The 25704-nt window shown below is 40.4% G+C and carries 22 protein-coding genes and 1 other annotated feature; all 22 genes read right to left on the bottom strand.

Going from position 1 to position 25704, the window contains the following annotated elements:
- Positions 1-6 precede the first annotated feature (6 nt).
- The 22 genes from nikC to EO122_RS07275 all read right to left on the bottom strand — a co-directional run bounded on the left by nikC (position 7) and on the right by EO122_RS07275 (position 25529).
- On the bottom strand, positions 7-834 hold the full coding sequence (gene nikC, locus EO122_RS07375; RefSeq protein WP_126937714.1) for a nickel transporter permease: 828 nt from the start codon (positions 832-834) through the stop codon (positions 7-9).
- A 1-nt stretch (position 835) separates the two neighbouring features.
- A complete protein-coding gene (gene nikB, locus EO122_RS07370) occupies positions 836-1768 on the bottom strand; it encodes a nickel ABC transporter permease (RefSeq protein WP_127010018.1) in 933 nt (310 codons plus the stop codon).
- A 548-nt stretch (positions 1769-2316) separates the two neighbouring features.
- The gene (locus tag EO122_RS07365) at positions 2317-3270 is read right to left on the bottom strand and encodes a magnesium transporter CorA family protein (protein ID WP_126937716.1); all 954 of its coding nucleotides are present in this window, start codon (positions 3268-3270) and stop codon (positions 2317-2319) included.
- Between the two features lie 244 nt (positions 3271-3514).
- On the bottom strand, positions 3515-5608 hold the full coding sequence (locus EO122_RS07360) for a heavy metal translocating P-type ATPase (RefSeq protein ID WP_127010017.1): 2094 nt from the start codon (positions 5606-5608) through the stop codon (positions 3515-3517).
- 467 nt (positions 5609-6075) lie between these two features.
- Entirely contained in the window at positions 6076-8169 is a 2094-nt protein-coding gene (locus EO122_RS07355) for a heavy metal translocating P-type ATPase (protein WP_127010016.1), read from the bottom strand.
- 243 nt (positions 8170-8412) lie between these two features.
- Positions 8413-8535, bottom strand: coding sequence for a hypothetical protein (locus EO122_RS08390; RefSeq protein ID WP_256359610.1), 123 nt, complete (start codon positions 8533-8535; stop codon positions 8413-8415).
- Positions 8536-8564: 29 nt separating this feature from the next.
- Complete coding sequence (locus EO122_RS07350) at positions 8565-8981, bottom strand: PepSY domain-containing protein (RefSeq protein ID WP_127010015.1); 417 nt, start codon at positions 8979-8981, stop codon at positions 8565-8567.
- 70 nt (positions 8982-9051) lie between these two features.
- Positions 9052-9939 (bottom strand): prephenate dehydratase, encoded by an 888-nt coding sequence (pheA, locus tag EO122_RS07345; protein ID WP_127010014.1) that lies wholly within the window; start codon positions 9937-9939, stop codon positions 9052-9054.
- Between the two features lie 527 nt (positions 9940-10466).
- Positions 10467-11540 carry a 3-isopropylmalate dehydrogenase gene (gene leuB / locus EO122_RS07340; protein WP_127010029.1) on the bottom strand — a complete coding sequence of 358 codons (1074 nt, stop codon included), beginning with the start codon at positions 11538-11540 and terminating at the stop codon, positions 10467-10469.
- A gap of 4 nt (positions 11541-11544) precedes the next feature.
- Positions 11545-12039 (bottom strand): 3-isopropylmalate dehydratase small subunit, encoded by a 495-nt coding sequence (locus EO122_RS07335; protein ID WP_127010013.1) that lies wholly within the window; start codon positions 12037-12039, stop codon positions 11545-11547.
- Between the two features lies 1 nt (position 12040).
- Positions 12041-13306, bottom strand: a complete 1266-nt coding sequence (gene leuC / locus EO122_RS07330) for a 3-isopropylmalate dehydratase large subunit (RefSeq protein ID WP_127010012.1) — start codon at positions 13304-13306, stop codon at positions 12041-12043.
- Between the two features lie 4 nt (positions 13307-13310).
- Complete coding sequence (locus EO122_RS07325) at positions 13311-14849, bottom strand: 2-isopropylmalate synthase (RefSeq protein ID WP_127010011.1); 1539 nt, start codon at positions 14847-14849, stop codon at positions 13311-13313.
- Positions 14850-15314: 465 nt separating this feature from the next.
- Positions 15315-15515 (bottom strand) — a binding site (T-box leader).
- A gap of 505 nt (positions 15516-16020) precedes the next feature.
- Positions 16021-16626 (bottom strand): protein adenylyltransferase Fic, encoded by a 606-nt coding sequence (fic, locus tag EO122_RS07320; RefSeq protein ID WP_127010010.1) that lies wholly within the window; start codon positions 16624-16626, stop codon positions 16021-16023.
- 217 nt (positions 16627-16843) lie between these two features.
- On the bottom strand, positions 16844-18454 hold the full coding sequence (locus tag EO122_RS07315) for a CTP synthase (protein WP_127010009.1): 1611 nt from the start codon (positions 18452-18454) through the stop codon (positions 16844-16846).
- Positions 18455-18483: 29 nt separating this feature from the next.
- A complete protein-coding gene (argS, locus tag EO122_RS07310) occupies positions 18484-20148 on the bottom strand; it encodes an arginine--tRNA ligase (RefSeq protein WP_127010008.1) in 1665 nt (554 codons plus the stop codon).
- The gene (locus EO122_RS07305; protein ID WP_127010007.1) at positions 20114-20572 is read right to left on the bottom strand and encodes a DUF1934 domain-containing protein; all 459 of its coding nucleotides are present in this window, start codon (positions 20570-20572) and stop codon (positions 20114-20116) included. The genes argS and EO122_RS07305 overlap by 35 nt, the downstream gene beginning before the upstream one ends.
- A gap of 34 nt (positions 20573-20606) precedes the next feature.
- The gene (locus EO122_RS07300; protein ID WP_126937728.1) at positions 20607-20879 is read right to left on the bottom strand and encodes a GIY-YIG nuclease family protein; all 273 of its coding nucleotides are present in this window, start codon (positions 20877-20879) and stop codon (positions 20607-20609) included.
- 1 nt (position 20880) lies between these two features.
- Complete coding sequence (locus EO122_RS07295) at positions 20881-21507, bottom strand: peptidylprolyl isomerase (protein WP_127010006.1); 627 nt, start codon at positions 21505-21507, stop codon at positions 20881-20883.
- Between the two features lie 106 nt (positions 21508-21613).
- Positions 21614-22108: a pyridoxamine 5'-phosphate oxidase family protein gene (locus EO122_RS07290; protein WP_127010005.1), complete on the bottom strand. Its 495-nt coding sequence runs from the start codon at positions 22106-22108 to the stop codon at positions 21614-21616.
- Positions 22109-22578: 470 nt separating this feature from the next.
- Positions 22579-23244, bottom strand: a complete 666-nt coding sequence (locus EO122_RS07285; RefSeq protein WP_127010004.1) for an energy-coupling factor transporter transmembrane protein EcfT — start codon at positions 23242-23244, stop codon at positions 22579-22581.
- A 10-nt stretch (positions 23245-23254) separates the two neighbouring features.
- The gene (locus tag EO122_RS07280; RefSeq protein WP_127010003.1) at positions 23255-24061 is read right to left on the bottom strand and encodes an energy-coupling factor ABC transporter ATP-binding protein; all 807 of its coding nucleotides are present in this window, start codon (positions 24059-24061) and stop codon (positions 23255-23257) included.
- A gap of 1 nt (position 24062) precedes the next feature.
- Positions 24063-25529, bottom strand: a complete 1467-nt coding sequence (locus EO122_RS07275) for an energy-coupling factor ABC transporter ATP-binding protein (RefSeq protein WP_127010002.1) — start codon at positions 25527-25529, stop codon at positions 24063-24065.
- Between the last annotated feature and the right edge of the window lie 175 nt (positions 25530-25704).

Below are 25704 nucleotides of genomic sequence, written 5' to 3'. Positions count from 1 at the left end.
CACATTTTAATGAGAGTCTGTACTACGAGGATCTAAAATATCTCGCAGTGAATCGCCCCACAAGTTAAAAATCGTTACGACAATAAAAATTGCCATACCTGGATATAACATTAACTCTGGTGACGATAAAATATATTGACGGTTCTCATTGAGCATTAAGCCCCATTCTGGTGTTGGTGGCTGTGCCCCAAATCCCAAAAAGGAAAGACCCGCAATTTCCATCATCATCGTACCGATGTCCATCGCCCCCGTAATCACGATTAAAGGCAATACATTCGGCAATACATGGCGCCATAAAATAGTAAATTGCTTCGTACCATTCACTCTAGCTGCCGCAATAAAGTCATTATGGCGAAGTTTGATGACTGCAGACCGTATAAGTCGTGCATATTTCGCCCAGCTCACCACTACGAGAGCCAAGATCGCATTGATGGCACTACCACCCATAATTCCGGCAATGGCGATAGCCAGTACCACTCCTGGGAAAGACAACATAATGTCTGTAAAGCGCATCAATACTAATTCTACTTTACCTCCAAAGAATCCAGACAAGATTCCTACTACTGTACCAACAACGGCTGTTAAGATAACAAGGATGATAGTCATGAACAAGGAAGTTTGTGTACCGTAAATAATACGGGAGAACGTGTCACGTCCCAATTTATCCGTCCCCATCAAATGCTGTGCAGAAGGTTTTAAAAATGCTTTCGACATATCTGCATTGAACGCATCATGCGGTGTAATATAAGGAGCAAATATAGCAATTCCCACTACAATAGCCACTAAGAGGGAATAGAAAGAGAATCGTTTATGCTGCAATATAAAGTCTTTCATCTTATCCCCTCGCTTTCAATCGTGGATCTAATATAGAGTACGAAATATCGACTAAGAAATTAATCACTGTGTACGCAAGAGCAATCCACAATACAAAGCCCTCAATCAATGGATAGTCACGCATAGCGATGGCATAGACTGCCATTTTACCCATTCCTGGCCAAGAAAATACGATTTCAATCACCGCAGAACCAGCTAGTAACCAACCAATCCCCATACCCATAATTGTAATTAAAGGTAATAAAGCATTTGGCAACACGTGCTTCCACAGAATTTGAGACTCACTCATACCACGAGCTCTAGCACCCATCACATAATCTTGATGTAGCTCTTCAATGATCACAGTCCGTACTTGACGCGTAAACTTAGCAGCCATCACACCGGCAAGTGTAATTGCTGGTAAAATCAATGCTTTGAAACTAATCGTAGACGTCGCAATCGGCACCCAGTGCAATTTCAAACCAAAGATGTACAGTAAAATCATACCTAACCAGAAACTTGGCATCGATACATTCACAAAGGCAAAGAAGCGAATAATAAAGTCGGGCAGTTTATTCGCTTTCACCGCCGAATAAATCCCCATTGGTATGGAAATGAGCACATTCAATATAAAGGCTGATACTGCTAATAGTGCCGTCGCACCCAAACCTTCCGATAATTTTTCTGTAACTGCTTTTTTACCAGAATAGGAGGTCCCTAAATCACCTTGTACAGCCCCCGCTACCCAACGCACATACTGTTCCATAAATGGACGATCTAAGCCCATCTCTTTTCGTGTCGCATCAATCATTTCCTGTGATACAATGGTGTCCCCTGCTTCCAATACCATTAAGGCTGGATCTCCAGGAGCAATGTAGGTCAAGCAAAATGTCAGAAACGTAACACCAATTAATGTAACCAGCAGTTGTGATACCTTACTTACTATGGTTTTCAATCATCCACGTCCCTTCTAAATAGTACTTGGGCTTCCCCTCTACCACTATGAAACATCTGGTCATAAAAAAAGCCACCTTTGAGGTGGATCTTCTACATAAAGTCAGCAAGGGCTACAGCTCAGACAATCTTGCTCCATCTTGCCCATAACCCCATACAACTTTTAGCAATATCTTCCCCAAAATATTCTTCCCTTATTTAAGGCATTCATAGTCAATATCTACGCCCAACTATATTATAGATATTACATAAATATGTTAATTTCTTTTATCAAAATTGTCAAATGACTAATGTGAATATTGCAAGACATGGAATGCATGCTTGTTTGAAAGTGTACATTTATAGGCATTTATCTGTGATTTATATCATTTTAAATCATTATTTTTACACAAATCGAAAAATATCTATATATCAAATCTATTCATTTTGTTTAATTTTTATAACTTTAAAAATAGAAATAAAAAACTTTCATAATTAACCTGAATCATAACATAGAAAAACACACCTAAAGGTCTCGCCCTCAGGTGTGTTTTATCATATATAGTATTACTAAAAGAAATCATTTTTCCAGAGCCAATAGCCTGCCAGCGCTGCAAAACTAATACCAATGCCAATCACATACTCAAAACCATATGGAGTATCAGCAAATGGAACAGGCACATTGATGCCCCATAAACTAAATATCGCTGTCGGCACCGCTAACATAATCGTCATGGCTGCCAATAATTTCATAACTAAATTCAAATTGTTAGAAATAATAGATGTGAAGGCATTCATCATATTCATCAAAATATTAGAATACATTTCAACCATTTCCACGGCCTGCTTGTTTTCGATAATCACATCTTCTAATAGGTCTTCATCTTCTTCGTACATTTTTAGTAAGTATCGTACATCATCATGACGACGAATCCGCAAAATGCGTTCCATCACTGTTCCATTACCACGCAAAGCAGAGGTAAAGTACGTCATAGATTTTTGCAACTCCAAGAGTTGGAATAAATCTTTATTACGTGTTGTATGGCGCAGTTTCTTTTCAATATCATCAGTACGGCGATCAATTTGTTGCAAGTAACGTAAATATAATACGGCCGTGCGATACATGATTTGGAATAAAAATCGTGTCTTTTTATAAGTATAGAACGTCGGCATCTGATTGCTCAAGAATGGATAGAGCACTTCTGCTTCTTCTAAACACACAGTAATGAAAAAATCTTCTGTTACAAAAATACCTAATGGTACTGCATCATATACGTCAGATCCGCGTAGCACTGGAATATTAATAACGACAAAGATATATTCGTCTTCAATTTCCACGTGAGACCGTTCTTCCGTATCTAAAGCGGCTTTCAGTACATCCGTTGGAATCTGTGTCATCATATTGACGATAGCCAACTCATCGGGGTCTGGGTTCACCAAATTTATCCATGAACCTTTTGTAGCATCTTGTACAGTGGAATCTGTAAACAATTCCCCCTCTACGTGTTTGTGTACCGTTAACATGTGACACCTCCTTAACGTCTTAATAACCCTACCCTTTATCTTAATCAATCGTGGCCAATTCGTCAATTTTTTTATGATTTCTTGTGAAAGTTTCTAACAAAAAGGACCTAGCCTCATGACTAAGTCCTCTTTGCTGTATAGTTATTATGTAGTGATATATACCTTGTATAACTACAAGGGGGGGAAGATATCACAATGCCTCCTGCTACATAGTAGGGCGTACATGCTAGCAGGAGGACTTATATTATTTACTGTAGAAAATACGGATAGAATTCAAGATACAAAGAATGGATACCCCTGTATCTGCAAAGATAGCTACCCACATATTGGCAAAACCAAATACGCCTGCTACCATAACGATAATTTTTATAGCAATAGCGAAGAATATATTTTGCCATGCAATAGACAAGGTACGACCCGCAATACTCAAAGAACGCCATACAGACTCTAGGTTAGAATTCATGTATACTACGTCTGCTGCTTCAATGGCAGAATCTGCACCACTACCCATAGCACCACCTACATCGGCACCTGTCAATACAGGAGCGTCGTTGATGCCATCGCCTACGAACATGACAGAACCATGATCGTTGCGAAGAGATTGAACTACCTCTAACTTATCTTGTGGTAATAATTCAGCACGCACTCCTTGGATGCCTACTTGTTGAGCAATGTACTTCGCACTAGCTGCCACATCACCTGTAAGCATCACTGTTTGATATCCTTTTCCATTCATGCGACGAATGGCTTCCTTGGAATCAGCTTTTAAAGCATCGGCAATGATGATACGACCTGCGTATTGACCATCAATGGCTACGAATACTTCACTACCATACACATAATCAATCAATGGCGTTGCCACATTTTCTTTCGCCAATAAACGACCATTACCGACTAATACAGTATGACCTTCTACAGTGCCTACCATGCCGTGACCAGAGATTTCTTTTACATCCTTGGCTGTATTAAATTCTACACCTCGACGTTGTACTTCTTCTACGATAGACATGGCAATTGGGTGTGTAGATACGGCTTCTAAGGCTGCTGCATATTGCAACACTTCGTTTTCTGTATATTTACCAGCTACTTCTACAGTTTGTACGTTGAAAGTACCTGTTGTGATGGTACCAGTTTTATCAAATGCAATCGCTTTCACACGGCTCATAGCCTCGATTGCTTTACCACCTTTGAATAAGATACCTTGTCGAGAACCAGCACCAATGCCAGAGAAGAATGCCAATGGCACAGATAATACTAAGGCGCATGGACAAGATACTACTAAGAAAGTTAAAGCTGTATAAATCCAATATTGCCATTCTCCTGTGAATAAAGGTGGTACCACGGCAACGATAATTGCCAATGCCACTACGATTGGCGTATATACACGAGAAAAACGAGTAATAAAACGATCAATCTTTGGTTTCGATGCTGCTGCATTTTCCACAGCATCTAGAATACGCATAACCATGGAATCTTTTAATTCATGCGTTACTTCTAAGACAATGCGACCATCTACATTGATGCAACCAGACATCACTTCAGTGCCTACCGTAGCACTCACAGGAACTGGTTCACCAGTTACCGCTGCTGTGTCGATACGTGTAGTCCCTTCTACAACACGACCATCCAATGGAATACGATCACCAGGACGAATTTCGATATGAGATCCGACTTGTACATCTTCTGGGTTCACCACCTGCACGCTGCCATCACAAGCGATTAAACGCACTTCTTCTGGGCGAAGATCCACTGCATCCATAACCGCATTACGACTGCGTTCTGTAGCACGTTCCTCAAAATAAATGCCCACTTGGAAGAACAACATAACCCCAACTGCCTCTGCATATTCACCAATGATTAACGCACCAATAGTAGCAATGGACATCAAGAAATTTTCATCGAACAGTTTACCTTTCATACCATTCTTAATTGCTGCCCATACAATGCGCCATCCTAGTATAACAAAAGTCACCACCATCAATGGAATCATATATTGCTCAGACACCCAATTGGTAAACTCTGCTACTACCATCACGATAGCGCCTATAATAATCCCCACTAAACTAGAATTATGCTCATGGTCATCCTCTGCTTGTTGTGCTTTTTTAGATGCACGCACAAATGGTACCACTACTACACCATCTTCCGTAGCATCACAAACCGCTTGGATTTGTTCTTGCAAAGCATCCGTATCTTCTACGGTAGAAGTAATCCGCAATTGTTTCGTACCAATTGTGAAAGTCGCTGCCGACACAGATTCTAGTTGATTTAATTTTTCTTCAATGACACTAGCGCAATTTGCACAGTTCAAATTTTGTAATGTAAAAATGCGTTCCATCGTATCTCCTTTATGAATTATAATATGTAACCTTACTACTTGTTTTAAAGTTTGTTTTAACACTGTTTTAACACTTGAGTGTTTGTTCACATGTTTATTATATCTATAATTTTCTATTTTGTCAACATATGATTGTGTATTCATTTATATTTTTTTATCCTATTTTCATCTTACCTCTATAATAAAAAAGCACCCTATTACTTTAGAGTGCCAAATAAATTATTTTTATAACCAAATCTACCAATCAGGAAAAGAAAATATTTCTACCAACGTTCTATGTAAAGACGAAATATTTTGGATGACACAAAAAGATATAGCAACAAAGAGGACTTAGCCTAATAGCCAAGTCCTCTTCGGTGTATAGTTATTATGTAGTGATATATGCCTTGCGTAACTGCAAGGAGGGGAAGATATCACAATCCCTCCTGCCACATAGTTGGGCGTACATGCTAGCAGGAGGACTTATATTATTTACTGTAGAAAATACGGACAGAGTTAAAGATACAAAGAATGGATACCCCTGTATCTGCAAAAACTGCCACCCACATATTTGCAAAGCCAAATACACCAGCCACCATAACGATAATTTTTACAGCAATGGCGAAGAAAATATTTTGCCATGCAATGGACAAGGTACGCTCTGCAATACTTAAGGAACGCCATACGGAATCCAGGTTGGAGTTCATGTATACTACGTCTGCCGCTTCAATGGCAGAGTCTGCACCACTACCCATGGCACCGCCTACATCAGCACCAGTTAACACAGGCGCGTCATTGATACCATCACCTACGAACATGACAGAACCATGTTCGCTGCGTAGAGATTGCACCACTTCTAATTTATCTTGTGGTAATAACTCGGCACGCACACCTTGGATACCTACTTCTTGGGCAATATGGTTCGCACTGGATGCCACATCACCTGTGAGCATCACTGTATGATATCCTTTTCCATTCATGCGACGGATGGCCTCTTTAGAATCCTCTTTCACAGCATCGGCAATGACGATACGACCTACATATTGACCATCAATAGCCACGAATACTTCACTACCATATACATGTTCAATGATTGGTACCGTTACATGTTCTGTTTCTAATAAACGACCATTACCAACCAATACGGTATGGCCTTCTACAATGCCTACCATACCATGACCAGAGATTTCTTTTACATCCTTAGCCGTATTAAACTCTACTCCTCTACGCTGTACTTCTTCTACAATGGACATAGCAATCGGGTGTGTAGAACCAGCTTCTAGAGCCGCTGCATATTGCAACACTTCATTATCTGTATAAGTGCCAGCTACTTCTACTGTTTGTACGTTGAAAGTACCTGTTGTGATAGTACCTGTTTTATCGAAGGCAATCGCTTTCACGCGACTCATAGCCTCGATCGCCTTGCCACCTTTGAACAAGATACCTTGTTTAGAACCAGCGCCGATACCGGAGAAGAATGCCAAAGGCACAGATAATACAAGAGCACATGGGCAAGATACTACTAAGAATGTTAAAGCTGTATAAATCCAATATTGCCATTCTCCTGTGAATAGAGGAGGTACTACGGCAACGATAATCGCCAATGCTACTACGATTGGCGTATATACGCGAGAGAAACGAGTAATAAAACGGTCGATCTTTGGTTTCGATGCCGCTGCATGCTCCACAGCATCAAGAATGCGCATAACCATGGAATCTTTTAATTCATGCGTTACTTCTAAGACAATGCGCCCATCCACATTGATGCACCCAGACATCACTTCTGTACCTACGGTAGCGCTCACTGGAACTGGTTCACCAGTTACCGCTGCTGTATCGATACGCGTAGTACCTTCTACTATACGGCCATCCAATGGAATACGATCACCAGGACGAATTTCGATATGAGACCCTACTTGTACATCTTCTGGATTCACCACCTGCACGCTACCATCACAAACGATTAAACGCACTTCTTCTGGGCGAAGATCCACTGCATCCATCACCGCATTACGACTGCGTTCTGTAGCACGTTCCTCAAAATAAATCCCTACTTGGAAGAACAACATAACCCAAACAGCCTCTACATATTCACCGATGATTAACGCACCAATAGTAGCAACAGACATCAAGAAGTTTTCATCGAATAATTTACCTTTCATAACATTTTTAATCGCTGCCCATGCAATGCGCCAACCTAATATAACAAAGGTTACAATTAATAATGGAGTCAGGTATTGCTCTGGCACCCAATTTGTAAACTCTGCTACCACTATCACGATAGCGCCTATAATAATCCCCAATAAACTAGAATTATGCTCATGGTCATCCTCTACTTGTTGTGCTTTTTTAGGTGCACGCACAAATGGTACCACTACTACGCCATCTTCCGTAGCATCGCACACCGCTTGGATTTGATCTCGTAACATATCTGTATCTTCTATACTAGAGGTAATGCGCAATTGCTGGGTGCCAAGCGTGAAAGTTGCTGCTGACACAGATTCTAGTTGATTTAATTTTGTTTCAATCACGCTAGCGCAATTGGCACAATTCAAATTTTGTAGTTTAAAAATGCGTTCCATAGTATCTCCTTATACTTTTACTTCGCCTTTATATGAATGTTTATCCATATATCTTGTGGCGTTATTATATCGAATATTTTCTAATAGCCAATATATGATTACTTATTTATTATTGCATTTTTGCAAATGTTTTACAAGGATTTAAAATTATTTCTATCACCAACAGCCTATCATGTCGCCCCATACCACATATCTATTTTCATATAAATATGTAGTATCTATAAAAACTATCTATATATGCTCTTATTCTATTCCAAACGATGTTAGCATATTGACAATATCTTGTTGTACAAGCACATCCAAAGCACTCGTCGGTTCATCGACAATGAGCGCAAATATTTCATTCATTTCTATGGAAAAGGACACAGAATCTACAACTTGTATGTATGACTAGATTAATGATCTTCTTTTACTGCGAAGATTTCACCTGTTATTGCATCAATTTTAATTTCTACATCACGAGTCATTGTTTCGCCATCAATTTCATAATGAGCACGACCATGATCCGTATCAAATTTTACTTTTTCAATTCGATAGTCTGGATAAGCCCCTTTAAAAATTTCAATAGCCTTCTCCTGTGTAATTTGCACTTGTTGAGTTGTTTGTTGTGGCGCTACTTGTCCTGCTTGTTGTGACACAGTTCCATTCGTTGTCGTACCTTGTGTGCCATTGGCAACTTGTACTAGTTGAGGTGGTACACTTACAGCTGGAATCGTTCGTGTATATTGCTCACGATCATGGTACCAAAAACCACCCATGACACCCGCATTAACAACTGCCCCTATAACAAAAGAAAGTATTGCTTTTTTCATTAATTTGCTCCTTGCTCATTCTTCATTGACTATCTCACCTATAACAATAGATATCCCACAACGTACACACTTATAAAACGTCATAAATTTTATAATGTCCTAGCACTTGTAAATAATCCGTCAAATTACGTACTTTCTCAAGCGCTTGCATCAATTCAACCTGTCGACCTTCTCCTTCAATATCTATGTAGAAAAAATATTCCCATGGTGTATGCATAGAAGGACGGGATTTGATATTCACCATATTTAGCTGATGGTCTTCAAAGACACGAAGGACTTTCACCAAAGCGCCTGGCGTATTCGGAGTTTGTACAATAATACTCAGTTTATGTGCATTATGAATCACCACATCCTTATGGGTAATGATGAAAAATCTTGTATAGTTTTCTTTAAAGTTTGCAATATCGGGAGCCAATAGTGTGAGGCCGTATAATTCTTTAGCCGATGCATTGGCGATGCATGCTTTCGTTACGTCTCTAGTGTCACTGACAAACTTGGCACTCACTGCTGTATTACTCATAGGTCCCAACTGCCACGAACTATGGGTCGCCAAAAATTGAGAGCATTGCATGAGAGCTTGCTCGTGAGAATACACTTCCTCAATCGCATCTAATGTCGCCTCTGGTACACCTAGCAAGCTATGACTAATACGATGGCGGACCTCCCCTACAATGTGGATGTTCTTATCTTTAATTAGGTCCGTACTATCCCGTACTTCCCCAACAATGGAATTTTCAATAGGCAATATGGCATAATCGATGCGCCCTTCATGAACAGCCTGTACCAACTCACGGTGACTTTGACATCGCTCAATTCGTTGCCCCTCTATAGACCCACCTTTTTCTTTATACTTTGAAAGTAAATTCTGTAACACTTCATAGGCATAGGCACCTGGCACACCCGTATAGCCTAGTACAGCATGAGCAAGCTGTAAATCCGTTACTCGTTCATCTGCCATAGTAACTCCTTCCGTTCCCTATTTTTCAACATTGACATATGTAATCTATTATACATAAAAATACACAAAAAATTAAATGCAAAGTATAGCTTCTATATAGATACACCTATGCTAGAATATGGTTAATCGATTAATAAATAGTTCTTCATCCTAATTGACATGCCTATATTTCTGTGATAGGATGAACTTGTAAATGTATATCTAAAAGTGCGGAACTTTATCGTTGGTGCTCCCCACCATAGAATGCTCTATCATTCTAAAAGCGAGGAACTTTACCGTTGGCGCGCCCCGCCATAAAATGAAGTATCATTTTTAAAGAGAGAACCTATAAGTATGGTGCCCCCCACCGTGGATATACTTTATTTGCAATGTAAGCCAGGATGTACCTCGGCTTTTCTTTTTTTGGATAAAAGAGCATACATAATATTGTTGCAAAAAAACGCGGCATACTCCGGAGCAAACCTAATGATAGTATCAGTTTGTGGAGGAGTGTGTCGCGATTTTTATACCTTATATACTGCGAAAACTTACCTTAAATGCGCTATAACAGCATCAGTCATGCCTTGGGTATTCACTTTTGTGAATCCTTCGCGGTACATATCACCTGTACGGTAGCCCGCATCAAGAACAGCTGTCACCGCTTCTTCAATGGAGTCTGCTACTGCTGGCAAGTCCAAGGAGTAACGACACATCATAGCAGCAGACAAGATTGTTCCTAGTGGATTAGCAATGCCTTGTCCTGCAATATCTGGTGCCGATCCATGGATTGGTTCATACAAAGAAGTACCTGTACCGATGGAGGCAGATGGCAACAAGCCAAGGGATCCAGAGATAACAGCCCCTTCATCGCTCAAGATATCTCCAAATAAATTCGTTGTCACTAGTACATCAAATTGACCTGGGTTTGTCACGAGTTGCATAGCTGTATTATCTACATAGTAGTAATCCATGTTGATATCTGGATTCGCTTCTGCTTTTTCTTTTGCAATTTTACGCCATAAACGAGAAGACGCCAATACATTAGCTTTATCTACGCTCACCACTTTACCAGATCGTTTACGAGCTGTTTCCACAGCTACATCCATAATACGTTCTACTTCATAACGAGCATAGGTCTCTTTGTCCCAAGCAAACTCTGTTGGACCTTCTCCTTGTGCTTCTTCCCGCTCCCCAAAGTAGATGCCGCCTGTTAGTTCACGAACAATGACAAAGTCAACGTTTTCTACCAATTCTGGTTTCAACGGAGAAAATTCACGCAATGCTGGATAGATTTTCACTGGGCGCAAGTTACAGAACAAGCCCAATGCTTTGCGTAAACCAAGGATGGCTTTTTCTGGACGGATGGACGGATCTACGTCATCCCATTTAGGGCCGCCTACAGCACCTAATAATACAGCATCTGCTGCTTGGCATGCATCGATGGTATCTTGTGGCAATGGTTCACCGAAGGCATCGATGGCCGCACCACCTGCTTTTTTCTCAATCCAGTTTGCTGTTACACCAGCTTTGGCAAAGGCTGCATCCACCACAGCGCGTGCCGAATTTGTTATCTCTTCCCCAATACCGTCACCAGCAATTAGGACAATTTGTTTTTCACTCATCATATTACTCCTGCCTTGTTTTTGCAAAATTCACCAGTCCACCTGCTTTGGCAATATTTTGCACAAATTGTGGTAGCGCTGTTCCTTGATAGCTTTCACCAGTTGTCACATTATGGACAACACCTGTGGCCATTTCCACAGCGATTTCGTGACCTTCTTGAATGCGGTCCACAGCTTCGCCAATTTCGATCACTGGTAAACCGATGTTGATGGCATTGCGGAAGAAAATACGAGCAAAGCTATCTGCTACGATACAAGAAATACCTTTTTCTTTAATCACTGCTGGCGCATGTTCACGAGAGGAACCACAACCAAAGTTTTTGCCAGCTACCATAATTTCACCAGCTTTCACATTCGGTGCAAATGTAGTATCAATGTCTTCCATAGCATGTTCTGCTAGTTCCGCCATATCCGCTATGGCCAAGTAGCGCGCTGGAATGATTACATCTGTATCTACATTGTCACCGTAGCGCCAAATTGTTCCTTGAAAGTCTGCCATATTATACCTCCTCAGGGCTTGCTAAATACCCTGCTACTGCACTTGCTGCCGCCACATAGGGGCTTGCTAAATATACTTCGCTGTCCACGTGTCCCATACGACCACGGAAATTACGGTTAGTCGTGGAAACCGTGCGTTCTCCTTCTGCCATAATTCCCATGTAACCACCTAAGCAAGGACCACACGTTGGTGTACTTACGGCACAACCTGCTTCGATGAAGATGTCCATTAAGCCTGCTTTTACAGCTTGGTTATATACATCTTGGGAACCTGGGATCACGATGCAACGCACGAAGTCCGCTACCTTGCGACCCTTAAAAATTTCTGCGCACATTTGTAAATCTTCAAAGCGTCCATTCGTACAAGAACCGATGATAACTTGGTCGATTTGAATGCGCTCTTCTTTCACGATATCTTTCATGTAATGCGTATTGGAAGGAAGATGTGGGTACGCCACCACTGGTGTTAATTCATCTAATTGGATGGTCACCACTTGGCAGTATTCTGCATCTTCGTCTGCTGCAATCGGTTCAATAGGACGTGTGATGCGACCTTGGATATACTCCTCTGTCACTGCATCGTAGGGAAATACCCCGCATTTACCGCCCGCTTCGATAGCCATGTTGCAGATGGTCAAACGGTCTGCCATCGTCATGTATTGCACACCAGAACCATGGAACTCAAGGGCTTTATAACGAGCGCCATCCACACCAATTTTACCAATTAAGTCCAATACAATATCTTTACCGGAAATCCATTTCGCTGGTTTTCCTTCTAGAACAACCTTAATAGTTTCTGGCACTTTGAACCAAGTTTTGCCTTCTGCCATAGCTACTCCGGCATCCGTAGATCCAACGCCTGTAGCAAAGGCATTCAACGCACCATAGGTACAAGTGTGAGAGTCGGCACCGATGATCATTTCCCCTGGCCCAATCAAACCTTGTTCTGGCAACAATACATGCTCAATGCCCATACGACCTACTTCAAAATAGTGTGTAATCTTATGTTGTCGTACGAAATCGCGCATTACTTTGGCTTGTGTGGCAGATTTAATATCTTTATTTGGCGTAAAATGATCCGGTACTAAGTAGATCCGGTCCGCATCGAATACAGGTTTACCGATTTTTTCAAACTCTTTTTTCGCTGGTGGAAATGTAATATCGTTCATCAAGATGAAATCTAATTGACACTCGATCATTTGACCTGCTTTTACTTCTGCTAGCCCTGCGTGACGAGCCATATTTTTTTCTGTTATGGTCATACCCATGACATTAACCCTCCTGGTTTCCAAACTCTTGTTCTAACTCTTTTGCTAAATAAATAGCGTTTACTGCATTAATATAAGCGTTTACACTAGATTTTACAATATCTGTGCTCACCCCACGGCCTTGGAATCTGCGGCCATTATAGTTGACTTTTACAACCGCCTCACCAAGGGCATCCTTACCCACTGTTACGGAACGGATTTGGAAATCTTCCAATACAAATGGTGTGTTCACTAATCGTTCGATGGCTCTGAAAGAAGCATCTACTGGGCCATCACCGACAGCAGCATCCATACGTTCCCCATTCGGAGTTAATACACGAATGCTAGCAAGAACGTATCCATTTTGATCGGAATGGTAATCATGTTGTATCACGTGGAATGCTTGTTCGTGATGCATAGTATCCATCACCAAGGCATAAATATCTTCATCATAGACTTGTTTTTTCTTATCTGCTAAGGCTTTAAACTGCACAAATAGCTCATTCACTCGTTCTTCTTCTAACTGAAATCCCAGATTCACTAGATGATCTTCAAAGGCATGACGACCAGAATGTTTACCCAATACGATGGACGTTTTTTCTGCCCCTACACTAGCTGGTGTCATGATTTCATAAGTCGTTGGATTGTTCAACATACCATGTTGATGAATACCAGACTCATGTGCGAAGGCATTCGCACCTACGATAGCTTTATTAGGAGATACAGCAACACCACAAAGTTTGCTCACCAATTTGCTAGTACGAGTGAATAGTGGTGTGTCGATGTGTACATCGAATGGGTAGTGGTCATGACGAGTTTTGATAGCCATCACTACTTCTTCAATGGCCACATTACCAGCTCGTTCGCCTAAACCATTCATAGTACATTCCACTTGACGAGCCCCAGCTTCAATAGCTGCCAACGTATTGGCATTCGCAAGGCCTAAGTCATTGTGACAATGTACACTGATGATGGCTTTTTCGATACCTTTCGTATGCTCTTTAATGTAGCGAATACGATTGCCAAACTCTTCTGGTGTCATGTAACCTACTGTATCTGGTACATTCAAGATCGATGCGCCACCTTCGATAGCTACTTCAAAGACACGGCATAAATAATCTAAATCTGTACGAGATGCATCTTCTGCGGAGAACTCGATTTCATCAAATTTACCTTTCGCAAACTCAAGGATGTGTTTCACAATGTCTAACACTTCTTCACGAGTCTTTTTCAATTTATACTCTAAATGTATATCGCTAGTAGCGATAAACACATGTAGACGACTGCGCTCTGCACCTGCAAGTGCTTCTGCCGCTTTTGTCACATCATTCTCATTGGATCGAGCAAGCGCTGCGATAGTACATCCACGCACTTCTCTAGCAATCGTAGCTACTGCTTCAAAGTCACCTTCCGATGCAGCTGGGAACCCAGCTTCTATAACATCTAACCCAAGACGCACAAGAGCTTGTGCAATTTCTACTTTTTCTGGTGTTTGAAGGGACACACCTGGAGTTTGCTCCCCATCGCGTAATGTAGTATCAAAAAAATAAATTCTGTTGTCCATAATTGTTCCTCTTTCTGACTAATCTATATCTGTTCGTATTTCTATTCTAACGAATAATTCTAAGAAAACTGAATATGTGGCCTCCATATCTCACCTTTGATAAAATCATTCCTATGGTGGTTTTAAGTACGTGCCGCTAAAATTACTTTCAGAGAATAAAAAACGCCCCCAGAGATGACTATGCATCCCTAGGGGCGTTATATGTAGCGTATTGGTTTCATAGAGGTTTTTACATTTTACATACTATAGTTCTAGTCGTACTACATCACAGATTTTTCTCTATCTTGTGTAGCGGTTTGTTCACAACCACCCGCATATTCTACTGCTAGTAAGCTATGCTTACAACTATCAGAACATTCTAATAGAGTCTACTTGTACTGTATACCTTATACAGATCTCATCGTAAAATGTAAGAAACACTAATCAACCTATGATACAAAAAAGCCCCTCAATGTGCAGCGCACATCAAGGGGCATTATCATTTCAATAACACGGTCCCACCCTAGTTGGTTCTCACAGTTATAACGGAACTACCGTCGATGACTACTTGATTTCACCATCGCTGCTCACAGGGGAGTTTCAATATAATCGTTCTACTACTTCGCACCAACCAGTAGCTCTCTGAAAGCAACTAACTATATCTTTATACCTGTTCATCGCATTTACTTTATCTAACTGAAGATTATTTTATAGTATTTTTAGTCGCTTGTCAATAGACTAATGTGTTTTTTATTTTTATATATACACAATACGAATAGATTTTGCTATAATGAAATTATAGAAGAGTCTTCAACGTGCGTTGGGCTCATCTCTTCCTACTCTATAGGAGGAGGTGGTACTATGAAAAAGTTTTTTAGAAAAATCAATGTATTGATTTTGATTTTAAAGCTAATAGTACAAATCATTGATTTGTTTAAATAATTAATGATGAAGCCTAACGAAAGAGGTTCGCACCCTCTATACGTTAGGCATCATTTTTTCTAGCTTGAGATGAGCCTAACGCCTGCACACGTTGACGGCTCTTCTTATTTATGTCTTAAGTATAGCATTGTTTGAGATAAAAAACAATAGAGTGACTATATCAAACAATATATGTTATATCATTCTAATAACTGCGCAGTGGTTCTTCGCGAACTGCTGCGGTTTTGTATTTTCTGATATAGATTTTAGCCTACAACTCTTCTGTTTTATACACGGTATACCCTTCATAGTAATAACTATGGTCAATGCCCTTCATATAAACTTCCCTATCATCTATCCGATCAGTTAATGCTCTTTTTAAGAGGTGCTTGATTTCAATATCTTTAATAGGGCTTCGTTCCATGGCTAGCAAATAATCATCTTTATCTACTAAACTCCAATCTACAACGAGATGTAGTTCTTGTTTCAGTATTAGGTCTAGCCAGATTCTAGCACTTCTTCCATTGCCTTCTCTGAAAGGATGTGCTACATTCATCTCTACATATTTATCAACAATCTCCTCGAATGTAGATTGTGGCATGTTCTCTATACTTTCAAGGGCCTCCTGTAAATACATAACAGAAGCAAATCTGAAATTACCTTTTGCTATATTTACAGACCTAACTTTTCCTGCAAAGTCATAGATATCTTCAAACAAATATCTATGTATCGCAGCTAATTGCGCAAAAGAACCTACAGGATACTTCTCTAATACAGTAGTATCAAACAGATCTAAAGCTTTCTTTTTACTAATCCGCTCTTCCTCTCTAGCAAGTTCTACAGAGTTAGTAAGACCCAATTTATTTTGTAATATCATGTCATCACCACCTGCCAGCATAAATTAAGTGAATTTCTCTAATATTCATCATTTTTATAAAAATCTTCTAAGATATATATTGTCACTAGTTCTATAACCAAGTCATATACATCGTATATTTCAATAAGATCATCGTCATCTATTCATACAAAAGGACTGCAACCAGAATCTATTATATTCTGTTACAGTCCTTTCTATGTTACATAATCACTATGTCTTATTTTTTATTCTCAATGGCCGCTTTCACGAATCCTTTAAACAATGGATGGGCATTGTTTGGACGAGATTTCAATTCTGGATGGAATTGTACGCCTACGAACCAAGGATGATCTGCTACTTCAACGCATTCTACTAAACGATTGTCAGGAGATGTACCAGAGATAATCAAGCCTGCATCTGTCAATTGTTGACGATAGGCATTGTTGAATTCCCAACGATGACGATGGCGTTCATAGATCAAATCTTCGCCGTATGCTTCATGTACTTTTGTACCAGGTACTGTTTTACATGGATATACGCCAAGACGCATTGTACCGCCTTTTTCATCCACATCTACTTGATCGTCCATTAAGTCGATCACAGGGAACTCACAACTTTCATCAAATTCTGTAGAAGTAGCGCCTTTCATATCCAATACAGAACGAGCAAACTCCATAACAGAAGATTGCATACCTAAACAAATACCAAGGAATGGCACTTTATGTTCACGAGCATATTGGATAGTCGCAATTTTACCTTCTACACCACGGCAACCAAATCCGCCTGGTACTAAGATACCGTCCACATCTTTATATACTTCTGCTAGATCAGTACCTTCTGCTTCTACCGCTTCAGAGTCAACCCATTTAATGTTAACTTTTGTATCTTCTACGATACCTGCATGGCCCAATGCTTCGGCTACAGAAATGTATGCATCATGTAATGCTACGTATTTACCAACAAGAGCAATGGTAATCTCTTGTTTAGGGTTCAAGATTTTATGAACCATTTCTTTCCATTCTGTCATATCTGCAGGACGATCTTCTAGGTTCAATTTGCGCACTACAATGCTATCTAATCCTTCATCTTGCATCATCAAAGGCACTTCATAAATGGTACTGCAAGTACGGTTTTCTACGATAGCATCTGGATCTACGTCACAGAATAATGCCAATTTATCTTTCATGTCACGAGAAATTTCTTTTTCCGTACGACATACGATGATATCTGGTTGAATACCAATACCGCGAAGTTCCTTTACGCTGTGTTGTGTTGGTTTTGTTTTCAACTCACCAGCTGCGCTGATATATGGTACCAATGTCACGTGGATGTATAATACATCATCACGGTTCACTTCTTTTTTCACTTGGCGGATTGCTTCTAGGAACGGTAAGCTTTCAATATCTCCAACAGTACCGCCGATTTCTGTAATTACCACATCAGCATTATCTTCTTTACCTACGCGGAACACGGCATTTTTGATTTCATTCGTAATATGAGGGATAACTTGCACTGTAGAACCTAAGTATTCCCCTTTACGTTCTTTATTGATCACAGACCAATATACTTTACCAGCTGTGATATTGGATGTTTTACCTAAATTAATGTCGATGAAACGTTCATAGTGACCTAAATCTAAGTCAGTTTCTGCACCGTCGTCAGTGACGAACACTTCACCATGTTGATAGGGACTCATTGTACCTGGGTCAATATTGATATATGGATCAAATTTTTGAATTGTCACCTTATATCCACGGTTTTTCAACAAACGTCCCAAGGATGCTGCAGTAATGCCTTTACCTAATGATGATACGACGCCACCTGTTACGAAAATATACTTTGTTGACATGATGCCTCCCTAATAATTATAGCTTCTGATTACATTTTTTCAGGAGCGGAAATACCTAAGATACCAAGACCATGTTGCAATACATGTGCCGTTGCCGTAATCAAGCCTAATCGAGCTTGTTGCAATTCTGGGTCAACGCCCATAATACGGCCTTGTTTATAGAAGGAATGGAATAGACTTGCTAAATCATATAAGTATTTAGCTATACGATGTGGAGCTTTGTTATTAGCAGATAATTGAATTTCTTCTGGGTAGGCTGCTAATTTTTTAATCAATTCCACTTCTTGTTCACTTTGCAATGCTGTGAAAGATGTATTCGCCCAATCACCATAGGCAATACCAGCTTCTTTCACTTGGTTGAAAATACTATGAATACGAGCATGTGCATATTGGATATAGTACACTGGATTGTCATTAGATTTAGAAGATGCCAAGTTGATGTCGAAGTCCAATTGGCTATCTAAGGAACGCATCAAGAAGAAGTATCTTGCTGCATCTACCCCTACATCTTCGATTAATTCATCTAAAGTAATGGTTTCACCAGTACGTTTAGACATTTTTACAAGTTCTCCATCACGGTATAAGAATACCATTTGTAACAACAGAACTTCTAATTTATCTGGATTGAATCCAAGCGCTTCCATAGCTGCTTTTACACGAGCAATATAACCATGATGGTCAGCGCCCCAAATGTTGATTAATTGTTTGTAACCACGTTCGTATTTATCTTTGTGGTACGCAATATCTGCCGCTAAGTATGTTGGTTCTCCATTGTCACGGATAACAACGCGATCTTTGTCATCGCCATATTGCATAGATGCCAACCAATAGGCGCCATCTTTTTCATACATTCCGCCAGATTCTAATAACTGATTCACTAATGTGCGAATCTCCCCGCTTTTATGCAAGCTACGTTCGCTAAACCAACGATCAAACCCTACACGGAAATTGCTCAATGTTTTACGTAAACCATTTAATTTTTCTGTTAAAGCAAATTCTTTGAAGAATGGAACACGCTCTTCTTCTGGCAGTGCAGCGAAGAAGTCACCTCTCCAATTGATCAATTCTTGCGCTGTATCAATGATATCCTGTCCACGATAACCAGACTCTGGGAACTCGTGTTTCATATCTAATAACTCTAAATAACGAGCATTTACAGAGGCCGCTAAATTATCGATTTGTTTACCTGCATCATTGATATAGTACTCAGCAAATACATTATATCCTGCAGCACGCATCAAATTCACCAAAGCACTACCGTAAGCAGCACCACGGCCATGACCTACGTGTAGCAAACCTGTTGGGTTCGCACTCACATACTCAATTTGCACTGTATCTTCTTCACGAAGTGGCGCATTACCATACGATTCACCAGTCGTTAAGATATTTTTTAAAGTATCATAAATCACATCAGAAGCTAAGAAAAAATTAATAAATCCTGCTCCTGCCACTTCTGCACGCTCTAACCAATCATACTTCATATGGGAAATGATGATGTCAGCAATCGCACGTGGATTGGATTTTGCCACTCTAGCAGATTGCATCGCAATATTCGTAGAAAAATCACCGAACTCTTTTTGTGGTGGTACTTCTAATTGTGCCTCTGGATAGGTTCCTTCAGGTAATTCACCTTGTTCCAATGCTATCTGTAAAGCATCCTTAATGGCTGCTTTCAAAACTTCTTTCATGTCCATAATGTATATCCTCCCGAATCTCTACATACAGTTGATTATAGAATTGCCATTCCCCACCAACCGATATATCATATCCTAACAGAACATGGCCCTCGCCATCCTCTAAGTCTATTTCTAATTCATGTGTTAACATCGCTAATTCAACGGCACCATAAGGTGTTTCTAGACTCGCCACATTCGTCTTGCCTAATTGGTATTCATGGCGCATAGAAAACTCTCCTGTCCGCAAAAGAACTACAGAATCTTTGTACACCTTAATCGTCGTTTTCGTATTACCTAATCCAGTCACTTCACTTTCATCATAGATAATATGCTTGGCTAGCGCCGTCTCATAATACTTGCCAGAGGATACTAATTCCACCACCGTATCTTCTCCATCCGCATCACGTTGCGTACTCTTCACAGACACAATCACTCGTTTCATTAGCATACCTCCTCTCGTATACACATTATTTGTATCATTTAATTATATCACAATTTGCTGCAATGAGGGCGTCTTTTTGAGACCGTTCCATGCGTTTCACATGTTGCTCCATAGACTGGGCATCTTGCTTTCTTGTGAAAGCCGTACTCCACACTAGTGTCACCGGTCGTCGACCTCTCGTATATTTTGCACCACCTTTAATTTCGCCATTATGAGCTCGTATCCGCTTCTCTAAATCCGTCGTCCATCCTGTATAAAGAGAGCCATCTGCACAACGAACCATATAGGTGTAAAACTTTTCATCCATCTTACTCACCAGCTGGAATAGGAGCTAACTCAACAGATTGAATCACCACAGGTTCTTTCGGAGCATCACGTTTATCTCTTGGCACTCGGCTAATCGCCTCTACTACATCCATCCCTTGTACTACAGTACCGAAGATCGTATGCTTATTATCCAACCACGGTGTAGGAGCTACGGTAATAAAAAACTGTGCATTTCCCGTATTAGGACCAGCATTTGCCATGGCTAGCACGCCCATTTTATTAAAGTGCAAATCATTACTCACTTCATCCGGTATGTTGTACCCCGGTCCACCTTTTTTATTGTCCCCCCCTTGGATCATAAATCCATCGATGACACGGTGAAAGGTTAAGTTATTATAATACCCTTGTTCAATCAAGCTTTTAAAATTTTTCACTGTAATAGGAGCTTTGCTACCAAATAGGCGTACTTTGATATCACCTTTATTCGTATGCAAAACAGCATACTCATCAGCAATTGGTGTAGCATCAAACTTTGGCATCTTAGCTTCTACCTTTACATCTTTCGTCACATTTGATTTTGCTTGCTCAGCTGCATCAGTCCCACAAGCAGCAGTCACCACTAACGTGGCCCCTAAGACAGCACTTAGCAAGATACGTTGTATATTCATTAGTTGTCTCCATTTCTAAAATAAAAACCACCGTTAGATGAAACCTCTAACGGCGGTCTTTACTTATTATATCATACTTGGAGAAGATGTGCAAAACGAATCTACCTTATCTCACTAAGACTTGGCGAATAAAATAGCCACGTTCTCGCAAAGAACCATTCAAGTAAACAATCTTATTCGATTTTACACGAATCAAGTACAATGCATCATTACGTTCTAATAATTTTTCCATACCAATCTCGTGTAACACTTTCGCATAGTCTTCATCATCAGGACCTAACACAGTTGCCACGCCTTGAATCTGAACACTTCTTGCCGTACCTGGACCCTCATAAGGATCAAACACAGTAAGCGATACATTTTTATCTTCTTCTAAGTGAAAGAACTTCTCACCACCTTCAGAAAAAATATCAATGTATCCACCATGTACAGTATACGATAAAGGAGTACAACGTACACCCGTTTCACTATGTGTCGCAAACGCACAAGTATGATGTGCTTTCAAAAAGTCAACAATCTCAACATGCAATTCACGTGGGTCCATCTTTCTTGCAGTTGTATCCCTCTCTGTCCAAAAAGAAGCTGCCACTTTATAATCCATGAGTTCTCCTTTCAACTCCTGCACGAACTTACCTCATCTTATTATAACACTAACAGGTATATCCATTTCAAGTATCAAAAGATAATTTTGAAAATTATTCTTAATAATAATCCATACTACAACAAAGTAAATTCGATACTTTCGAAGCAAACTAAGCAAAGCGCAAGTTTGCAAACGATACCACCACCCCATCCTAAGGAACGCAGTTACGAGTAGTAGCCTTGTGGCATCCCTTACTGACTAAATCACACAAACACAAAAAGAGCACGACATGTTCCGGAGCAAACCTACCGTAGGATCAGTTTGTGGAGGAATATGTCGTGCTCTTTCCTTTGCTTGATTTAATTAAGAATGCCACAGGCTACATAGCATAATAAGTAACGACCCTACCGTAGGATCAGTTTGAGAAGGAGTATGTTGCGGTCTTTCATTACTCTAAATTAGACTGGAACACCATAGGCTACATAGCATTACAAGTGACGAATTACGAGATACGTCACTCCCAACATAACAAAGAACGCCAAATAATCTATTTCTCGAAGACTTACTTTGCGCATAAATGTATGTTGTTGATTTCCAAAGCCTCTAAGCTCCAAGGACAACGCCATTGTCTCAGATCGTCCCAAAGATTTCAGCATCAATGGCTGGATAACTGTCATATAGGATTTAATTTTAGCCATCCAATTGCCTTCCAAAGACATACCACGACAAGCTTGTGCCTCTTGCACTGCTTTACTTTCACGTAAAAAGTCTGGAACAAAGCGTAGGGCCGCTGTAAACATAAACGCATAGGCATACGGAATACGGCATTGTTGCACAAGAGCTACTGTCAAATCCTGTGTTTTTGTAGTTACAATGAGCATCATAAAGATGGTAGTCATTGTCAACATGCGCAATGCTGTCACAATAGCAGAATCCACAGACCAGCTACCCAAATACTGTACGATACCTAAGAAGGCAGAAAACCCGATCAAAGCAAATAAAGCTTTCCATTGACGGAATAGAATGCCACCAATCAGCATCAACAACAACTCTACCCCAAATAAGGCCAAGAGTAGCTCTGGGGTTTTCATAGCAATAGCTAAGATGGACACGAAGATAGTAGCCCAAATTTTTGTTAATGGTACAAATGTCATCGGTCTCCTCCTAACCTTTCACATACTCTGCGTAACGCAGTTCAAATTCTTTCATCGATTTACAATACCCTAAGGCTGGTACTGTTTCACTGAGCACAACGCTCGGTGGTTTTGTTAACCCTAGTTCCAACAGATCATCACGATTTGTAAATAGCTCTTCTGGTGAACCATCGAAGGCTTTTGTTCCATACCCCATGATGATCACTCGCGTAGAATATTCCGCCATGATTTCCATATCATGAGTAATTAATAGTATAGTCAATCCTTGTTGTTGTAACTCTTGTAACAACGCCAATAACCCTTTTGTTTCTGTTCCATCTTGGCCGCTCGTTGGCTCATCAAGAATCAACAATTTCGATTGCATCGCCAGCGCGGAGGCGATAGCTACCCGTTGCTTTTCTCCACGGCGCAATCCCAATGGATACGCCTCTGCCAGATGGGAAATACCTACTCGGTCTAACGCATCTTTTACAATACTTCGTACAGTTTCTTTGTCATACCCTAACTGCTCTGGCCCAAATGCCACTTCTTCTGCCACCGTTTGGCGGAACATTTGGCGATCTGGTTGTTGGAATACATAGCCAATAAAACGGCCTCTTTCAGAGGTAGCCATATTCGTAATATCTTGGCCATCGTAGGAAATCTTACCTTCTACAGGCATTTCCAAACCCACTAATAAACGGGTTACCGTAGTTTTACCACAACCATTACGGCCACCTAATGTAATGAACTCTCCATCTCCTATAGTAAAAGTTACATCTTTCATAATGTCTTGTCCTGGTACATAGGAAAAGCGCAAATTTTCAACTGTTAACATATTAGCGTTCTCCTTTCATAAGACTAGACTGAGCAGATGTTAAGGATAACCAAGGTGTGTCTAAGGCAATTCCTTTCGCTGCTAAAGATTTATAGGTCACAAATAAAGATGGTAATGCATCTACGTATGTATTCGTATCGTACATATATGACAATACGTCTTCTACAGAACTATCAATTTTCAATGTTCCACCATCGACTAATACCATACGATTTGCATACGGTAATACGGCATGTAAATCGTGGTCGATAACAACCACTGTGATACCATGGTCACGATTCAAGGAACCAACTAAGCGATACAACTCTTCTGTGCCTTCTGGATCTAAAGAGCTAGTAGGTTCATCTAAGACCAAAATAGATGGGTTGACAGCTAACACTGAAGCAATCGCTAAACGTTGACGTTGTCCGCCAGACAAGCTATATACATTACGATTTTCTAAACCTGTTAACCCCACTTGATCCAATACGATAGCCGTGCGTTCTTGGATAGCTTCCGCTGTATAGCCACGATTTTCGAGGGCAAAGGCTACTTCTTCTGCCACCGTCATGGTCACTAATTGTGTATCATAGTCAGCCAAGACAATGCCAATATCATCTGCCACATCTGGAATTTCTAATTGCGTCACTGCTTTTCCATTGATGAATACCATACCTTCCATAGTACCACCATAGAATTTAGGCACTGCGCCTGCCATAGCCATACAGATAGTAGATTTACCACATCCGGCTGGCCCTGTAACAACTAAGAAGTCACCTTCATATACCACTAAGTTAATATCTTTCACAGCATACTCACTTTGATTGCCATAGCGAAAACTCATATGCTCGATAACGATAGGCGCTTTTACAGAAGGTACAATGCGCAAATCACTATGGTCACTGCTATCTGTCAATTGCTGCCCCTTTGCTGTTTGACGAGCTAACAATTTTTGCGCTGGAATGTACAAGAACGGCGCTACAACAGCATTACAAAGGGCTACCATCAATACCAATGGCCACATCGCATTCCAGTATACATTACTAGGCAAACCTAAGATTAAATATAGGCATGTGATGAAAGCCCCACCAGAGGCAACGGTACTAACAAAAGCACTTAGAATTGGCATCAAATTGAGCTTACCAATTTTTAAATTGTACATATAGTGCACCAATACAGCACATGTGAAAGCCCCCAATGGTTCACTCACAAGGTTACCATAAGGCAATGCAGATTTCGATGTAAATACATTGATCAAGGCTGCTACCAAGCCAATGCCTAAACTTTGTCGAAGGGTTGGGCGCGTTAAGTTAATCGCCACGCAATACGTAGCAATGGTCCAGTTCGGCGTGACCCCTGCCACACTTGGCGATACTGCATGCAAAATCGTTCCCAATGCTAGCATGATAGTACTCACCGTTATCCAACGAAACTGACCACCCTGCACATGGGTATAACTCAGTTTCGACACATCTTTGATTTCTTTCATTCGTTCCTCCCTACAATCCTCTATATAACATATAACTTTAACTGTATCGAGAATACAGTAAAATGTCAAGCTGTATAGTACAATTACACTGAATTTTTTCTACGGTAGTCAAACATTTGTGACACAACCTCCTAAAAGTTTATTTAAGAAGTACTCTGCTATATATTCATTGGGT

The sequence above is a fragment of the Veillonella sp. CHU110 genome, from assembly GCF_003992255.1.
Taxonomy (GTDB): Bacteria; Bacillota; Negativicutes; order Veillonellales; family Veillonellaceae; genus F0422.
The sequence above is the reverse complement of the archived record's forward strand: the minus strand, read 5'-3'. Positions and strand labels throughout refer to the sequence as shown.

Coding starts and splice junctions, on each gene's coding strand:
- EO122_RS07365 (WP_126937716.1), bottom strand. CDS start 3,270: ATGTTAACGGTACACAAACACGTAGAGGGGGAATTGTTTACAGATTCC.
- EO122_RS07350 (WP_127010015.1), bottom strand. CDS start 8,981: ATGAAAAAAGCAATACTTTCTTTTGTTATAGGGGCAGTTGTTAATGCG.
- argS (WP_127010008.1), bottom strand. CDS start 20,148: ATGGACATGAAAGAAGTTTTGAAAGCAGCCATTAAGGATGCTTTACAG.
- EO122_RS07360 (WP_127010017.1), bottom strand. CDS start 5,608: ATGGAACGCATTTTTACATTACAAAATTTGAACTGTGCAAATTGCGCT.
- fic (WP_127010010.1), bottom strand. CDS start 16,626: ATGATATTACAAAATAAATTGGGTCTTACTAACTCTGTAGAACTTGCT.
- EO122_RS07325 (WP_127010011.1), bottom strand. CDS start 14,849: ATGGACAACAGAATTTATTTTTTTGATACTACATTACGCGATGGGGAG.
- leuB (WP_127010029.1), bottom strand. CDS start 11,540: ATGAGTGAAAAACAAATTGTCCTAATTGCTGGTGACGGTATTGGGGAA.
- EO122_RS07315 (WP_127010009.1), bottom strand. CDS start 18,454: ATGTCAACAAAGTATATTTTCGTAACAGGTGGCGTCGTATCATCATTA.
- EO122_RS07355 (WP_127010016.1), bottom strand. CDS start 8,169: ATGGAACGCATTTTTAAACTACAAAATTTGAATTGTGCCAATTGCGCT.
- leuC (WP_127010012.1), bottom strand. CDS start 13,306: ATGGGTATGACCATAACAGAAAAAAATATGGCTCGTCACGCAGGGCTA.
- EO122_RS07305 (WP_127010007.1), bottom strand. CDS start 20,572: ATGAAACGAGTGATTGTGTCTGTGAAGAGTACGCAACGTGATGCGGAT.
- EO122_RS07300 (WP_126937728.1), bottom strand. CDS start 20,879: ATGGATGAAAAGTTTTACACCTATATGGTTCGTTGTGCAGATGGCTCT.
- EO122_RS07290 (WP_127010005.1), bottom strand. CDS start 22,108: ATGGATTATAAAGTGGCAGCTTCTTTTTGGACAGAGAGGGATACAACT.
- EO122_RS07285 (WP_127010004.1), bottom strand. CDS start 23,244: ATGACATTTGTACCATTAACAAAAATTTGGGCTACTATCTTCGTGTCC.
- pheA (WP_127010014.1), bottom strand. CDS start 9,939: ATGGCAGATGAACGAGTAACGGATTTACAGCTTGCTCATGCTGTACTA.
- EO122_RS07275 (WP_127010002.1), bottom strand. CDS start 25,529: ATGAAAGAAATCAAAGATGTGTCGAAACTGAGTTATACCCATGTGCAG.
- EO122_RS07280 (WP_127010003.1), bottom strand. CDS start 24,061: ATGTTAACAGTTGAAAATTTGCGCTTTTCCTATGTACCAGGACAAGAC.
- nikC (WP_126937714.1), bottom strand. CDS start 834: ATGAAAGACTTTATATTGCAGCATAAACGATTCTCTTTCTATTCCCTC.
- EO122_RS07295 (WP_127010006.1), bottom strand. CDS start 21,507: ATGAATATACAACGTATCTTGCTAAGTGCTGTCTTAGGGGCCACGTTA.
- EO122_RS07335 (WP_127010013.1), bottom strand. CDS start 12,039: ATGGCAGACTTTCAAGGAACAATTTGGCGCTACGGTGACAATGTAGAT.